At 65.8% G+C, this 15,081-nt stretch carries 15 protein-coding genes; 6 read left to right on the top strand and 9 right to left on the bottom strand.

Annotation, left to right across the window (positions count from 1 at the left end):
• Nucleotides 1–388: 388 nt before the first annotated feature.
• Entirely contained in the window at nucleotides 389–817 is a 429-nt protein-coding gene (locus AC1ROK_RS00450) for an RrF2 family transcriptional regulator (RefSeq protein WP_492842751.1), read from the top strand.
• Nucleotides 818–847: 30 nt separating this feature from the next.
• Here the strand turns inward: AC1ROK_RS00450 and AC1ROK_RS00445 are convergent, their stop codons facing one another.
• Complete coding sequence (locus AC1ROK_RS00445) at nucleotides 848–1,114, bottom strand: hypothetical protein (protein ID WP_492842749.1); 267 nt, start codon at nucleotides 1,112–1,114, stop codon at nucleotides 848–850.
• Nucleotides 1,115–1,126: 12 nt separating this feature from the next.
• On the opposite strand from AC1ROK_RS00445, the gene AC1ROK_RS00440 reads away from it, so the two are divergent.
• Genes AC1ROK_RS00440 through AC1ROK_RS00425 form a run of 4 tightly spaced genes read left to right on the top strand, consistent with a single transcriptional unit; the run spans nucleotide 1,127 to nucleotide 5,078 of the window.
• A complete protein-coding gene (locus tag AC1ROK_RS00440) occupies nucleotides 1,127–2,158 on the top strand; it encodes a sulfate ABC transporter substrate-binding protein (RefSeq protein WP_492842747.1) in 1,032 nt (343 codons plus the stop codon).
• A 4-nt stretch (nucleotides 2,159–2,162) separates the two neighbouring features.
• Nucleotides 2,163–3,116, top strand: coding sequence for a sulfate ABC transporter permease subunit CysT (locus tag AC1ROK_RS00435; protein ID WP_492842745.1), 954 nt, complete (start codon nucleotides 2,163–2,165; stop codon nucleotides 3,114–3,116).
• A complete protein-coding gene (gene cysW, locus AC1ROK_RS00430; RefSeq protein ID WP_492842743.1) occupies nucleotides 3,109–4,002 on the top strand; it encodes a sulfate ABC transporter permease subunit CysW in 894 nt (297 codons plus the stop codon). The genes AC1ROK_RS00435 and cysW overlap by 8 nt, the downstream gene beginning before the upstream one ends.
• A gap of 29 nt (nucleotides 4,003–4,031) precedes the next feature.
• Nucleotides 4,032–5,078, top strand: coding sequence for a sulfate/molybdate ABC transporter ATP-binding protein (locus tag AC1ROK_RS00425; protein WP_492842741.1), 1,047 nt, complete (start codon nucleotides 4,032–4,034; stop codon nucleotides 5,076–5,078).
• Nucleotides 5,079–5,231: 153 nt separating this feature from the next.
• On the opposite strand, the gene AC1ROK_RS00420 is transcribed toward AC1ROK_RS00425, so the two are convergent.
• Nucleotides 5,232–6,170, bottom strand: a complete 939-nt coding sequence (locus AC1ROK_RS00420) for a DMT family transporter (RefSeq protein WP_492842739.1) — start codon at nucleotides 6,168–6,170, stop codon at nucleotides 5,232–5,234.
• A 165-nt stretch (nucleotides 6,171–6,335) separates the two neighbouring features.
• Nucleotides 6,336–6,695: a winged helix-turn-helix transcriptional regulator gene (locus AC1ROK_RS00415; protein WP_492844642.1), complete on the bottom strand. Its 360-nt coding sequence runs from the start codon at nucleotides 6,693–6,695 to the stop codon at nucleotides 6,336–6,338.
• 167 nt (nucleotides 6,696–6,862) lie between these two features.
• Here AC1ROK_RS00415 and AC1ROK_RS00410 point away from each other — a divergent pair, with 167 nt between their 5' ends.
• Nucleotides 6,863–7,744 (top strand): NmrA family NAD(P)-binding protein, encoded by an 882-nt coding sequence (locus AC1ROK_RS00410; RefSeq protein ID WP_492842737.1) that lies wholly within the window; start codon nucleotides 6,863–6,865, stop codon nucleotides 7,742–7,744.
• A 145-nt stretch (nucleotides 7,745–7,889) separates the two neighbouring features.
• Here the strand turns inward: AC1ROK_RS00410 and purU are convergent, their stop codons facing one another.
• The 6 genes from purU to AC1ROK_RS00380 all read right to left on the bottom strand — a co-directional run bounded on the left by purU (nucleotide 7,890) and on the right by AC1ROK_RS00380 (nucleotide 15,045).
• Nucleotides 7,890–8,741, bottom strand: a complete 852-nt coding sequence (gene purU, locus AC1ROK_RS00405) for a formyltetrahydrofolate deformylase (RefSeq protein WP_492842735.1) — start codon at nucleotides 8,739–8,741, stop codon at nucleotides 7,890–7,892.
• Nucleotides 8,742–8,974: 233 nt separating this feature from the next.
• Nucleotides 8,975–9,769: a 5-deoxy-glucuronate isomerase gene (iolB, locus tag AC1ROK_RS00400; protein ID WP_492842733.1), complete on the bottom strand. Its 795-nt coding sequence runs from the start codon at nucleotides 9,767–9,769 to the stop codon at nucleotides 8,975–8,977.
• Nucleotides 9,750–9,992 carry a hypothetical protein gene (locus AC1ROK_RS00395; protein ID WP_492842731.1) on the bottom strand — a complete coding sequence of 81 codons (243 nt, stop codon included), beginning with the start codon at nucleotides 9,990–9,992 and terminating at the stop codon, nucleotides 9,750–9,752. The genes iolB and AC1ROK_RS00395 overlap by 20 nt, the downstream gene beginning before the upstream one ends.
• Nucleotides 9,993–10,055: 63 nt before the next feature.
• Nucleotides 10,056–10,973: a myo-inosose-2 dehydratase gene (gene iolE / locus AC1ROK_RS00390; RefSeq protein WP_492844640.1), complete on the bottom strand. Its 918-nt coding sequence runs from the start codon at nucleotides 10,971–10,973 to the stop codon at nucleotides 10,056–10,058.
• Between the two features lie 192 nt (nucleotides 10,974–11,165).
• Entirely contained in the window at nucleotides 11,166–13,010 is a 1,845-nt protein-coding gene (gene iolD, locus AC1ROK_RS00385; protein WP_492842729.1) for a 3D-(3,5/4)-trihydroxycyclohexane-1,2-dione acylhydrolase (decyclizing), read from the bottom strand.
• A gap of 154 nt (nucleotides 13,011–13,164) precedes the next feature.
• Nucleotides 13,165–15,045, bottom strand: coding sequence for a bifunctional 5-dehydro-2-deoxygluconokinase/5-dehydro-2-deoxyphosphogluconate aldolase (locus tag AC1ROK_RS00380; protein ID WP_492842727.1), 1,881 nt, complete (start codon nucleotides 15,043–15,045; stop codon nucleotides 13,165–13,167).
• Between the last annotated feature and the right edge of the window lie 36 nt (nucleotides 15,046–15,081).

The raw sequence follows: 15,081 nt of genomic DNA, 5'->3' as shown, positions 1-15,081 counted from the left end.
GAGGCGCAGCACTCCGACAGCGGCCCGGCGGAGCCGCCGGCCCTGGTCTCCGCCTATGGCGAAGAGCCCGACGAGCTTGCTGAGGCGCCGGCCGAGCCGGACCCGGAGGCGGTCGAGGCTGAAGAGATCGCCGAACTGGAGGCGCTGGACGCGCCGGTCGAGGACGTACCCCCGCCAGTGGCGCCAACAGCACCCGATCCGGCAGTGCCGCGCCCGGACAGGCCGGCCACCACGCCGGGTATCCCGTTCAATCCGGAAGTCCCCCCTCCGGTGCCCGAAGCAGAAAAGGCATAACCCCACGTAGCAGGCCGCAATGGTTTGTTCATGCGGGGGGCGCTATAGCCAGGTGTGACGGCCGAGTTGGCGGCCGTTCCGGATTCCGCCCGCGATGATTTCGCAGAAGGCAAAATATGCGCTGAGGGCGCTCGTGGCCCTGACCAAGATCCCGGCCGGCGAGTCGCTGATGATCTCGGAGATTTCGCGTGGCCAGGCGATCCCCAAGAAGTTCCTCGAACAGATCCTGCTCGAACTGAAGCGCGCCGGCATCGTGATGAGCCGCCGCGGCCGGCTTGGTGGCTATGTGCTGCTGCGCGCCCCCGAGCAGGTGACGTTCGGCGAAGTGCTGCGGCTGATCGACGGACCGATCGCCCCGCTGCCGTGCCTCAGTAAGATCGCCTATCGCCGTTGCGTCGATTGCGCCGAGGAGTCGAGCTGCGAAATCCGCCACGTCTTCGCTCGCGTCACCATCGCCACCCGCGAAGTGCTCGACCGCACCACCCTGGCCGACGCCGTCGCCGTCAACGACGTGCTGGTGTAGCTGCGTCAGCTTACCTCCGTCGCTCCCCTCTCACCGGCCGGTGGGTGGCGCCGCTTCGCAGTCCCCCCTGCAACCCAGCTCCAGTCCCACGCGTTTACTGCTGATCTCGCGGCTGAACGCGGTTTCACTTCGCGCAAAGCCATGCTCATCCACAGGGATGGAATCGATGTTTGCGCAATGGCGGTGCTGCTGGTAGCCTTCGCAGAGAAAGGTTTTCCGCTTCGTCGCGCCGCCGCAACCTGCGGCTTCCTTGAGAATGCCGACTGACCAGGTAGAGTTACGGTAGTTAATCTTCACCAGGAGGACATGATGAAGAGAACGGCCAGAATTCTCGCGCTTGGCGGCCTCGCCGTGGCGCTCGCCTTTACCGGCGCAATCACTGCCCGCGCCCAGGACCAGACCCTGCTCAACGTCTCGTACGATCCGACGCGTGAACTCTATGCGCAGTTCAACGAGGCGTTTGCCAAACACTGGAAAGACACCACCGGCGGCAACGTCACCATCGAGCAGAGCCATGGCGGTTCGGGCAAGCAGGCCCAGGCGGTGATCGACGGGCTTGCGGCTGACGTGGTCACCCTGGCGCTCGAAGGCGACATCAACGCCATCGTCACCAAATCGGGTCTGATCGACGAGAACTGGCGTTCCGAGTTCGCCAACAATTCGACGCCCTATACCTCGACCATCGTGTTCCTCGTCCGCAAGGGCAACCCCAAGGCGATCAATGACTGGGGCGACCTGGTCAAGGACGGCGTTGAAGTGATCACCCCGAACCCCAAGACCTCGGGTGGCGCGCGCTGGAACTACCTCGCGGCCTGGGCTTACGCCAACAAGACCTTCGGCGGCGACGAAGCCAAGAACGCCGATTTCATCAAGCAGCTCTACAGCCACGTGCCGGTGCTCGATACCGGTGCCCGCGGTTCGACCGTGACCTTCGCGCAGAAGGAACTGGGCGACGTGCTGCTGGCCTGGGAGAACGAGGCGTTCCTGGTGCTCGACGAATTCGGCGCCGACAATTTCGACGTGGTCTATCCGCCCACCTCGATCCTTGCCGAGCCGCCGGTTGCCATCGTCGACAAGAACGTCGAGGCGCACGGCACCGCCGACCTCGCCAAGGCCTATATCGAATATCTCTACTCGCCCGAGGGCCAGACGCTGGCGGCAAAGAACCACTACCGCCCGTCCGACCCGTCCATCGTCACCGACCAGGCGCTGGTCGAAGCCTTCCCAAAGATCGATCTGATCTCTATTGATGATCCGCTTTTCGGCGGCTGGAAGACGGCGCAGCCCAAGCATTTCGGGGACGGGGGCATCTTTGACCAGGTCTACACCCCTGCGCAGTAATGCAGTGGCAGGGGCGCCTCGCGGCGCCTCCCGGAACCCATCCCACCCCGCGCGAGCGGGGTGGAGCTTTGTAAAGCCCAGCGTCATCCCGGGGTTCGGGCTGACCTTCGGCTACACCATCCTCTATCTCAGCCTGCTGGTGCTGATCCCGATCGCCGGGCTGTTCCTCAAGGCGGCGACGACGCCGCTCGAGCAGATCATCCGGATTGCCACCTCGCCGCGCACCCTCAAGGCGCTCGAGGTGAGCTTCGGCTCGTCGCTGATCGCGGCGCTGGTCAACGTGGTGTTCGGCATCATCGTCGCCTGGGTGCTGGTGCGCTACAAGTTCCCCGGCCGGCGGTTGCTCGACGCCATTGTCGATTTGCCGTTCGCGCTGCCGACGGCGGTGGCGGGCATCGCGCTCTCGACCCTTTATGCCCCCAAGGGCTGGGTCGGCTCGCTGTTCTCCGACAAGGGGCCGCTGTGGCAGTGGTGGCATGGCCAGACCTGGCTGCCGTTCGGGCTCAGTGAATTCTCGCTCAACTTCAAGATCGCCTATACCCCGACCGGTATCGTCATCGCGCTGATCTTCATCGGCCTGCCGTTCGTGGTGCGTACGGTGCAGCCGGTGCTCGAGGAGTTCGAACAGGAACTCGAGGAGGCCGCCGCGACGCTGGGCGCCAACCGCTGGCAGACCATCACCAGCGTGATCCTGCCGCGGCTCACCCCGGCACTGCTCACCGGCTTTGCGCTGGCCTTCGCACGCGCCGTCGGCGAGTACGGCTCGGTGATCTTCATCGCCGGCAATCTGCCCAACATCTCGGAGATCGCCCCGGTGCTGATCGTCATCAAGCTCGAGGAGTTCGACCAGGCGGGTGCGGCGGTGATTGCCGGCATCATGCTGATCATCGCCTTTGTCATGCTGCTGGTGATCAACCTGATCCAGGCCTGGGCCCGCCGGAGGTTCGGCAATGTTTGAACCTGATGTCATCTACGATAGCCGCCGGCTTATTCCCCCAGAGGAGCATACCCGCCCGACCACCGAGCGGGTATGGATCCGTCGGCTGCTGATCGGTATCGCGGTGGTGTTCATGGCGGCGGTGCTGGTGCTGCCGCTGGTGCTGGTGTTCACCGAAGCCTTCCGCAAAGGCGCCGACACCTATTTCGCGGCGTTCTCGGACCGGCAGTCGCAACAGGCGATCGTCCTGACGCTGCTGGTGGCGGCGATCGCGGTGCCGCTCAACCTGGTGTTCGGCGTTGCCGCCGCCTGGTGCGTGGCCAAATACGAGTTCTGGGGCAAGAGCTTCCTCACCACGCTGATCGACCTGCCGTTCTCGGTGTCGCCGGTGGTCTCCGGCATGGTCTATGTGCTGCTGTTCGGGGCGCAGAGCGCGCTGCATCCGCTGCTCAAGGCCTACAACATCGAGATCATCTTCGCAGTGCCGGGCATCGTGCTCGCGACGATCTTCGTCACCTTCCCGTTTATCGCCCGCGAATTGATCCCCTTGATGCAGGACCAGGGCAATACCGACGAGGAAGCGGCATTGTCGCTGGGCGCCACCGGCTGGCAGACCTTTACCCGGGTGACGCTCCCCAACATCAAATGGGGCCTGCTCTACGGGGTTCTGCTCTGTAATGCCCGCGCCATGGGCGAGTTCGGGGCGGTGTCGGTGGTCTCGGGCCATATCCGCGGCAAGACCACCACCATGCCGCTCGACATCGAAATCCTCTACAACGAGTACAACTTCACCGCCGCCTTCGCCATCGCCTCGCTGCTCGCCATGCTGGCGCTGGTGACACTGGTGTTCAAAACCATCCTCGAGTACCGCTTCGGCGACGAACTCGCCGGTACTCGCCGACACTAGGCGACCAGAGACTGAAAGGGCCTCCCAGTTTGGATATCCGCGTCGACACCGTCCGCAAGGAATTCTCGCATTACCCGGCGCTCAACGACGTGTCGCTCGAGGTCAAGTCGAGTGAACTGATCGCGCTCTTGGGGCCGTCGGGTTCGGGCAAGACCACGCTGCTGCGGTTGATCGCCGGGCTGGAAATGCCGACCGCCGGCCGGATCTTCTTCGGCGACGAGGACGCGTCGTCGAAGACGGTGCAGGAGCGCAATGTCGGCTTCGTGTTCCAGGCCTATGCGCTGTTCCGCAACATGACGGTGCTCGACAATATCTCGTTCGGGCTGAAGGTGCGGCCGCGCGCTACCCGTCCGCCCAAAGCCGAGATCCGCCGTCGCGCCATGGAGCTGCTCGACCTGGTGCAGTTGAGCGGGCTCGAAAAGCGCTTTCCGCAGCAGCTCTCGGGTGGCCAGCGGCAGCGCGTGGCGCTGGCCCGGGCGCTCGCCATCGAGCCGCGCGTGCTGCTGCTCGACGAACCGTTCGGCGCGCTCGACGCGCAGGTGCGCAAGGAGTTGCGCAGGTGGCTGCGTGAGATCCACGACCGCACCGGCCATACCACGGTGTTCGTGACGCATGATCAGGAAGAGGCGCTGGAGCTGGCTGACCGGCTGGTGGTGATGAGCCAGGGCAAGATCGAGCAGGTCGGCACTCCTGACGACGTCTACGACCGTCCGAACTCGCCCTTCGTCTTCTCGTTCATCGGCGAGTCGAGTTCGCTGCCGGTGACGGTGGAGAACCATGAGCTGTGGGTCGGCGGCCGCGCCATCGGGTTGCCGGCGCCCAATGACGCCGTCGGCGAAGCCAGCCTGTTCTTCCGGCCGCATGATGTCGAGCTGGTGGAGGATGGGGTCGGCGCCGCGCTTGCCGGCGTGGTCGTCGCCTCGCGCCGCGTCGGCGGCACTCGGCGCGTCGAACTCGAGATCGGTGGCAACCCCAATCGGGTGGAAATCGACCTGCCGTTCGATCACCCGGCGGGCGAGAAAACCCGCATCGCGTTCAGGCCAAAGCGCTGGCGGGTGTTTCCGAAGCAAGCCTGACCGTCAGCTCCGGCCGAGCGCTGGCGGGATGAGCATGAGATGCATCGGGGAGCAATCCGGCAAATGGCTCTCAACTAGCCGCCGCCGGTAAACACCCAGCTGTGTCGATCGCGAAAATGCGGCCGTTCGATCCTGCCGTTAACTGGCAGGTGGTCAGAGCGAGAGGCGCCCCGCCAGGGGCGTTCGCGCCGCTGTCACCATCCAGATCCCGACGCTCACCAGGACGAGGGCCGCGAGGTTCTTCCATTCGAAGATGCTCTCGCCAAGGAACAGGCCGGCAAGCAAAACGCCGAAGATCGGGATAGCGCAGTTGAAGATGGCGATCGAGCCGACCGGGTTGTGCTTGAGCAGCACGCTCCACAACGCGAAGGCCGCCGCCGACAGCGCCGCGAGGTAGGCGAGCAGCAGCGCAGCCTCGAGGCCGAAGGCACCGAGTCTGCCGCCCAGCGCGAAGCCGGCAATCCCGAGCATGGCGCCGCCGAGCAGCAGTTGCCAGCCGGTCATCACGCCGGCGTCCATATCGGCGCTCAGTCCCTTGCCGTAGACGCCACCCACCGAGAACAGCAGCGCGGCGATGACGATGAAGCCTTCACCGAGAAGGCTCACATGCAGGTCGATGCCGGTCGCCGCGAGGTTCACCGCCACCACGCCGGCAAAGCCGAGCAGACAACCGAGGATGCGGCGCGGCGTCAGCTTGTCGTTGGCATAGAGGAAATGCGCGATCAGCACCGAGAAGAACGTGCTGGTGGAGGTGGTGATCGACACCTTCACGCCGGTCGAGTGGGCGAGGCCGACATAATAGAACAGGTACTGCCCGGCAGTGCTGATGAGCCCGAGCAGCCCCAGTTGCCCGAGCCGGCGCGCCGGCTGCAGGATCGGCTTGCGGGTCAGTCCCGAGTAGGCCAGCAGCATCAGCCCGGCGAGGAAGAAGCGCACCCCGGCGAACAGCATCAGCGACGGCGTATCGGAGGCAGAAATAGCGAACAGCCCGTAGCCGATCTTCACCGCCGGTACCGCGCTTCCCCACAACAGGCAGCAGAACAGCGCGATGGCGACGACGATGCGGCGGTCGGAGAAGGGGGAGGAGGGCACGGGCAGTCTCTGGCAACAGGTGCCCGTTGCTACCCCCCTCCCATCCTCCCCCACAAGGGGGGAGGTGCCGCAGCAGTGTATTTGGCACGGTCCAGCTCCGGACTCGACGCTTCACCTCCCCCTTGATGGGGGAGGTCGGGAGGGGGTGGGGCAGCAAGCGCCAGCTTACGCCGCCCTGGCAAATTCCTGACGCGCCTCGCGGATCGCCGGGAAGTGCTCGAAGGCCCAGTCCACCATGGCCGAGAGCGGCACGAGGAAGCTGCGGCCCATGGGCGAAAGCTTGTACTCGACGCTGGGCGGGGTGGTCGGGAACACGGTGCGCTCGATCAGCCCGTCGGCCTGCAGGTCGCGCAGCGTCTGGGTCAGCATGCGTTGGCTAATGTCGCTGATCTCGCGCTTCAGCTCGCCGAAGCGGTAGGGGCGGTGGGCCAGCGCGCTGATGATCAAGACGCTCCATTTGTCACCGAGCTGGTCCAGCACGTTGCGGACCGGGCACTGCGAGGGATCGGAATACTCGGCCATCATCTGGCTCAGCGGAGCAATGGGGGGAGCGATCGGGCTTGCCGGCATAGGTGGTTCCTTCGCGGTAACCAGGGGCGTTGAAACTGCCGTCTTGCGGCAGCTGAGGTAGTTCCTATTGTATACGTAGTCTCAAAAAGAGACAACCCATCGGACTATCGGAGACTCCTCACATGACCACCTCACCCACCCTGTTCGTCGCCGGCGCCGGCGGCAAGCTAGGCCGCCGCGTCGTCGAGCTGCTGCTGGAGCGCGGCTATGCCGGCAAGATCATCGCCGGCTCACGTCACCCGGAAAAACTGAACTTTGCCGGCGTCGAGACGCGCAAGGCCGACTACGGCGACGTACCCGGCTTCATCAAGGCGCTGGACGGCGTCGATCGGCTGCTGCTGATCTCGATCGACGTCCTCGGCCCCAGCCGCACGGCGCTGCAGACCAGCGCGGTCGCCGCGGCCAAGGCGGCCGGCGTCAAGCACATCGTCTACACCTCGATGCCGGCGCCCGAGCCGGCGTCGCCGATCCCCTTCGCGCCCGAGCATTTCGGCACCGAGGAAGCAATCAAGGCCTCCGGCATCGGCTACACGATCCTGCGCATGAACTGGTACGCCGAGAACCTGTTGAGCTCGCTGCCGTCGGCCCTGCAATCAGGCAAGTGGTACACTTCCGCTGGGGCAGGCACGCTGGCCCACGTTTCGCGCGAAGACACCGCTCGGGCCGCCGCTGGGGCGCTGCTGGCCGGGGATGCCAGCCGCACGCTCACCGTCACCGGCCCGGCCGCGTTGACCGCGCGCGAGATCGCCGCGGTCGCCTCGGAAGTCACCGGCAAGCCGATCGAAGTGGTCGACGTCACCGACGAGCAACTCGCAGCCGGTGCTGTCGCCGCCGGCGTCCCCGAGCCGGTGGTGCACGGCTTCATCGTGCCGTTCGACGTCAATACCCGCCTCGGCCGCGTGGCGCTCACCACCAATGCGGTCGAGACGTTGTGGGGCAGCAAGCCGCAGGGGCTGAAGGCGTTTCTCGAGGCGAACAAGGCGGCGCTGACGCAGGCAGCTTAACCCCGGAAGGCCCCCTCACCCGCCGCTCCGCGGCGACCTCTCCCCCAAAGGGAGAGGTGTGAGGGAGCTAGATCGCGCCACTGCTTCACCTCTCCCTTGGGGGAGATGTCGGCCCGCAGGCCCGGGTGAGGGGGCCTTGCCGGCCTCAGCCGAACACCACCGTCTTCTTGCCGTTCAGCATCACCCGGTTCTCGAGGTGGAGCTTAACGGCGCGCGCCAGCACCCGGCTTTCGACATCGCGCCCGGCGGCCACCAGGTCGTCGGGGCTCAGCGCGTGAGTCACCCGCGCCGTTTCCTGCTCGATGATCGGGCCCTCGTCGAGCTCCGGCGTCACGTAATGGGCGGTGGCGCCGATGATCTTGACGCCGCGTTCGTGCGCCTGGTGATAGGGCTTGGCGCCCTTGAAGCTGGGCAGGAACGAGTGGTGGATGTTGATGATCTGCCCGTAGAGCCGGGTGGCGAACTTGTCGCTCAGGATCTGCATGTAGCGGGCGAGCACTACAAGGTCGGCGCCGGTTTCCTTGAACAGGGCGATCACCTGGTCTTCCTGCGCCGCCTTGTTGTCCTTGCCGACCGGCAGCAGGTGGAACGGGATGCCCTCGTAGTCGGCAGTCTTGCGGCTATCCTCGTGGTTGGAGACGATCGCCACCACTTCGGCATCGAGCCAGCCGACACGGATCTGGTAAAGCAGGTGCAGGAGGGTGTGGTCGAACTTAGAGACCATCACCAGGATCTTCTTCTTTCTGGCCTCATCGACCAGCGTAGTGCGCATGCCGAAGCGCTCGATCGCCGGCTTCAGGCCGCGCTCCAGCGCGTCGCGATCGACGCCATCGGGGGTGGTGAAGGCCAGGCGCATGAAGAACTGGCCGGTCTCCTTGTCCCAGAACTGGTTGGATTCCGCGATGTTGCAACCGAGGCCGGCCAGTTCGGTGGTCACCGCGGCAACAATTCCCGGCCGATCGGCGCAGGAGAGGGTGAGAACGAAATTGGACGACATCTAGAAGCGCTCCGGGAAACAAAGTCGCGGAGCGATGCACGCGAGGGCGCGCGGGGTCAAGAGGTTGCGGGTGGGAGGGTTACGGAGGAGCCGGCGGCTGTGGACCCCCACCCCGTCCCCTCCCCCTAAGGAAGGGGCGGGAGACCCTCACACTGATATCGAGGATGTCGTCTTCCTCCCCATGTTCAGGGGGAGGGGACAGGGGTGGGGGGCAGCCCGCACCGGCTATGCGGTCAGCCCAGCATCCACTCATGCTCCGGCGCATTGTAGAACTTCCAGGTACGCTTCGGGCCGGCCATCACGTTGAGGTAGTAGATGTCGTAGCCCGCCACCGCCGCCACCGGGTGATAGCCGCGGGGCACCATCACCACGTCGCCGTCTTCGATCAGCATGGTTTCGTCGAGCGAGCGATCATCGGTATAGACGCGCTGGAAGCCGAACCCCTGCGGCTTTGAGAAGCGGTGGTAGTAGGTCTCCTCGAGGAAGCTCTGGCGCGGCAGGTCGTCTTCGTCATGGCGGTGCGGCGGGTAGCTCGAGGTATGGCCGCCGGGGGTGATCACCTCGACCACCAGCAGCGAATCCGCCGGCGCGGTCTCGGGCAGGATGTTGGTGGGGTAGCGGGTATTGGTGCCTTGGCCGCGGGTCAGCTTCTCGACATCGTCAGGGCCGATCACCCGCGGCGGCCGCGCGCCGCGCACGCCGGGGGCCGAGCAGACCGCAACCTCGAGCGGCGTCAGCGCCTCGATGCGCCAGTTGGCGCCCGCCGGGGCATAGACCGAGTAACCGGGGCCCTCGAACGGGCTCATGCGGCCGCCGACGAGGAAATCCTGGCCGTCGACGGTCACATTGGCCCGGCCCGAGATCAGCACGATGCAGACCTCGCGGTCGTCGTCGCCGCCGCGCGCCACATCGCCGACATTGGGCAGCTTGTGCAGATCGAACCCGACATAGGTCCAGCCGGCAGTCTGCGGGGTGATGTGGTGGACGTGGCCCTGTTCGGCCGCCGGCCTAGCTTTTAGGTTTGCCATCGGTCTTGTTGAGCTCGTTCTCGAAGTTGATGAAGAAGGTCCAGACGCCGTAGGCCAGCGCGGCCAGGGTGATCAGGCCCCAGAACTGGTCGTGGTTGTAGAGCCACTCCCAGGCGCACCACACCGCAATGATGGCGATGAGGATCACCCGCCGGTACAGCGGCTTGAACCACCCCATGGTGAACAGCCCCGGCTTCTTGTTCTCTTGGTTGTCGTCGCTCACACCGATCCCTCCGGAAAGACCCGAACCTAGTCGGATCGCGCAGACCCGGCAAACGCTCTCACGTCAGCGGTTGGGAAAACCCTGGGTCTCCACGGTGTAGCCGGCCAGCGTCATCACCCGCATCAGCTCCTTGTGGCCCACCTGGGCCATGCGGAGCGGCGGGTTGGCTTTGGGGTCCTGCTCGGCCTCGACCACGAACCAGCCTTCGTAGCCATGCTCGGCGAGCTTCTGGACGATCGCCGCGAAATCCAGCGAACCATCGCCCGGCACGGTGAAGGCGCCGAGCGCCACCGCATCGAGGAAACTCTGCTTCGTCCGATCCAGCCCATCGACCACGGCACGGCGGATATCCTTGACGTGCACATGGCTGATCCGCGCGTGGTGGTTGTCGATGGCGCGCAGCACGTCGCCGCCGGCAAAAGCCAGGTGACCGGCATCGAGCAGCAGCGGGATGCCGGGGCCGGAATAGCGCATGAAGGCATCGAGCTCCGGTTCGGTCTCGACCACGGCGGCCATATGGTGATGGTAGCTGAGCGGCATACCCTCCGCCGCGCACCACTCGCCGAACTGGGTGAGCTTTCGGGCATAAGCCCGCATCTCGTCGTCGCTGAGCTTCGGCTTGGTGGCCAAAGGCCTGGTCCGGTCGCCCTGGATCGAGCGGCCGACCTCGCCATAGACGATGCAGGGGGCATCTACCGCCTTGAACAGCTCGATCATTGGCGCGATGCGCCGCTGGTTGGCTGCCATATCCTCATCGACCAGCGTGCCGGAGAACCAGCCACCGCACAGCGTCACATCCGCCGCCTTGAGGATGGGCAGCATGACCTGGGGATCGTCAGGGAAGCGCCGGCCCTTCTCCATGCCGGTGAAGCCGGCCGAGCGCGACTGCCTGAGGCACTCCTCCAGCGACACATCATCGCTCAGCTCCGGCAGATCGTCGTTCCACCACGCGATGGGGGACATGCCCAGTTTGGCTTTCAGCATTCCAATCCTCTGTCTCAGTCGTCACCCTCCCCCTTGCGGGGAGGGTAGCGTAGCTAGGCGAAGCCTTAGCGCAGCTTGGGTGGGGGGTGCCAAGCGCTCCGAGCGTGGTTCACCCCCCACCCCACTTGCGCTATGGCTCGGCTCCGCCTCGCCAAGCTTCAGTACCCTCCCCGCGAGGGGGGAGGGTGCCTAAAGCCGCTGACCCTTCAGCGCTTCCTCATAGTCCTTGCGCGCCGCGTTGACCTGCGGTCGCACCGAGACCTCCGGCACCGCCACGTCCCACCAATGCCCGCCGGCCTCGGTGGAGATCAGCGGGTCGGTGTCGATGACCAGCACCGTGGTGCGCTCGACCTTGTCGGCTTCGGCAAGGGCGCTTTCGAGTTCGGCGATCGAGGCGGCTTTCCGGACCCAGGCGCCCATCGCGGCGGCGTGGGCAGCGAAGTCGATCTCGGGCAGCGTCTCGTGGACGGTGTCTTTCAGCAGGTTGTTGAAGTTGGCCCCGCCGGTCGCCATCTGCAGCCGGTTGATGCAGCCGAAGCCGCGATTGTCGAGCACCACGATGGTCAGTTTCTTGCCCAGCATCACCGAAGTGGCGATCTCGGAGTTCATCATCATGTAGCTGCCGTCGCCGAGCATGACGATCACATCGTCATGGGGCTTGGCCAACTTCACGCCGAGCCCGCCGGCGATCTCGTAGCCCATGGTCGAGTAGCCATATTCCATGTGGTAGCTGCCGGGTGCCCCTGCGGGCCAGAGCTTGTGCAGTTCGCCCGGCAAGCCGCCCGAGGCGCAGACCAGGGTCGCACCCGAGCCGCGGGCGCGATGCACTGCACCGATCACCTGCGCGTCCGATGGCAGGGCGTTGGTCGGGTCGGTCACCGCCTTGGCCGAAACCAGCCATTTGGCCTTGGCCTCCCTGGCGGTCGCCTGCCACGCGTCGCTCGCGTGCCAAGGCCCGAGCTTGCCATCGAGCAGGTCGAGCCCGACCTTGGCGTCGGCGATGAGCGGCATGGCGCGATGCTTGTAAGCGTCGAACACCTGCGTGTTCAGCCCGATGATCCTGACATTGTCGGCCTTGAACAGCGCCCACGAGCCGGTGGTGAAGTCCTGCAGGCGCGAGCCCACCGCCAGCACCAGGTCGGCCTGCTCGGCCAGGAGGTTCGACGCCGACGACCCGGTTACTCCCACCGATCCCATATTCAGCGGATGGTCGTGCGGCAGGCTGGATTTGCCGGCATTGGTCTCCATGACCGGCACGCCGTGACGCTCGGCGAAGGCGCGCAGCCCTTCGGCTGCCTCGGAGTACAGCACGCCGCCGCCGGCGATGATCACCGGCTTTTCCGCCGTCCTGATCGCAGCCACCGCCGCATCCAACTCGTTCGCGTCCGGCATCGGCCGGCGCGGCGTCCACACTCGCTCGGCGAAGAAGGCTTCGGGATAGTCATAGGCCTCGGCCTGCACATCCTGGCAGAGGCTGAGGGTCACCGGACCGCACTCGGCCGGGTCGGTCAGCACCTGCATGGCGCGGTTCAGTGCGGGGATGATCTGCTCAGGACGTGTGATGCGGTCGAAATAGCGGCTGACCGGGCGGAACACGTCATTGGCGCTGACGGTGCCGTCACCAAAACTCTCGACCTGCTGCAACACCGGATCGGGAGCGCGGTTGGCGAACACGTCGCCGGGCAGCAACAGCACCGGCAGCCGGTTGACATGCGCCAGCGCCGCGGCGGTCACCATATTGGTGGCGCCCGGCCCGATCGAGGAGGTGGCGGCCATGAAGCGGCGGCGGAAGCTCGCCTTGGCGAAGGCGATGGCCGCATGCGCCATACCCTGCTCGTTATGGGCCCGATAGGTCGGTAGCTCCTCGCGCACCTGGTACAGCGCCTCGCCGAAGCCGGCGACATTGCCATGCCCGAAAATAGCGAACACGCCCCCGAAGATCGGCAACTTGTTGCCATCGATGATGGTCATCTGCCGCGTCATGAACCGCGCCAGCGCCTGCGCCATGGTGAGGCGGATGGTGGTTTGAGTCATCGTTCTTCCTCCTCACTGCGGCCCCACCCCCTCCCGGCCTCCCCCATCATGGGGGAGGTGAAGAGGGAGTTTGGGGCGCAAACATTGCCATAGGCGCGATGCAGCACCTCCCCCCTTGTGGGGGAGGATGGGAGGGGGGTGGCCAAGTGCACCATCACTCTCCCCAGATCCCCACCAGCGCCGAAAACCGCGCCGCCATGTCGGCGATCGCCTGTTCGTCGGTCATACCGCCAGCAAACCACGCCTTGGCGGCTTCGCCAAATATGGTGCGGCCGACGGCGAAGCCGCGCACCGTGCGGGCGGAGCGCGCGATGGCGAAGCCCCGCGCCAGCTCGTCCTGCGGGGCATCGAGGCCGAGCAGCACGACGCCGCGGCAGAGCGGGTCGTTGGCTTCGATCGCCGTATCGACCGCTTCCCAGGCGGCGGCGCTCGGCTGCGATTCGAGTTTCCACCAGTCGGGCTTCAGCCCGGCGGCATAGAGCTGGCCGAGCGCGCGGGCGGTGGTGGTGTCGTCCACCGGCCCGACCTTGGAAGGAATGATCTCGATCAGGATATCGCGGCCGACCTTGCGGCAGGCATCATGCGCGGCGCGCAGCTTTTCGAGCTGGCCGGCATTGATCCCCGAGGGGTCATCGGGGTGCCAGAAGCACAGCACCTTGAGCGCATGATCCACCGGCCATTCGACCAGCCGGCTGCCGATATCCTGCGAAAACTCGAACTCGAGTGGGATCGAGCCGGGCAGTTCGACCGGGCGGGCGATCCAGAAGCTCTTGGGCACTTCGAACAGCGCGTCGCGGCCCCACTTGTCGTCGAGCAGCATGCCGAAGCCGGGCCGGCCGTTGGCCACCTGAGCGGCGGCTTTCACCGCCAGCACCTTGAAGGCGGGGATGCGATCGACCTGAGCGCCGGCGATATCCTCGATCTGCTTGCGGTGATCGATGGCGAAGGCAGTAAGGCGCGGCCAGTGCTGCCGGCGCGTCGTCGCCCAATGCAGGTGGTTGAGGTCCTCGTCCTTGCGCAACGCCTTGAACTTGCTGCCGTGCTTCAAGAAGTAATCGAGCTCGGTCCAGCTCGGATATTCCGGGGCGCAGAGCAGGCGGGACACGGCGAAGGCGCCGCAGGCATTGGCCCAGGTGGCGCTGGTGGCGTGGCTTTCGCCTTTGAGCCAGCCACGCAGGAACCCGCTCATGAAGGCGTCGCCGGCGCCCAGCACATTGTAGATCTCGATCGGAAAGCCCTGGCCGACGACCCCCTGTTCGAGATCGTCGCCGATCTCGCCGTCATAGACGATGCAGCCCTTGGCGCCGCGCTTCAGCACCACGGTGGCGTCGCTCACGGCGCGGATGGCGCGCAGCGCCTCGAGCAGGTCGCTCTCGCCGGCCGCCACCAGCACCTCTTCCTCGGTGCCGACGATCAGGTCGCAATCGGCCAGTACCGGTCGCATCTTGGCCGAGACGTAGTCGGATTTCACATAGCGCTCGAAGCCGGCAGCGTGGCCGGCAAGGCCCCAGAGGTTGGGTCGATAGTCGATGTCGAACACCACCTTGCGCCCCGCCGCCTTGGCAATGCGGATGGCCTTGAGCTGCGCTGCCTCGGCATTGGGGGTGGAGAAATGCGTGCCGGTGACCACGATGGCGCTGGCCGAGCCGATGAAGTCTTCGTCGATATCGGTCTCGTCGAGCGCCATGTCGGCGCAGTCGGTCCGCACGAAGATCATCGGCGAGACGCCTTCCGCCTCGACGGCGAGCAGCACCAGGGCGGTCAGCCGCTTGTCGTCGGTGGCGATGCCCGAGGTATCGACGCCTTCGCGACCCAACTGCTCCTTGATGAAGCCGCCCATCTGCTCGGCGCCGACGCGGGTGATCAGCGCCGATTTCAGGCCGAGCCGGGCGGTGCCGACCGCGATATTGGCGGGGCAGCCGCCAACCGATTTGGCGAACGAGCCGATGTCCTCGAGCCGGCTGCCGATCTGCTGGCCGTAGAGGTCCACCGACGAGCGCCCGATGGTGATGACATCGAGCTTGGGCTCCGGCATGATCTCCCCCGCATGGTCTGACTGGACAGCTTTCAG

This window comes from Devosia sp. GW821-FHT12F11, assembly GCF_058806655.1.
This window is presented reverse-complemented; position numbering and strand designations above follow the sequence as displayed.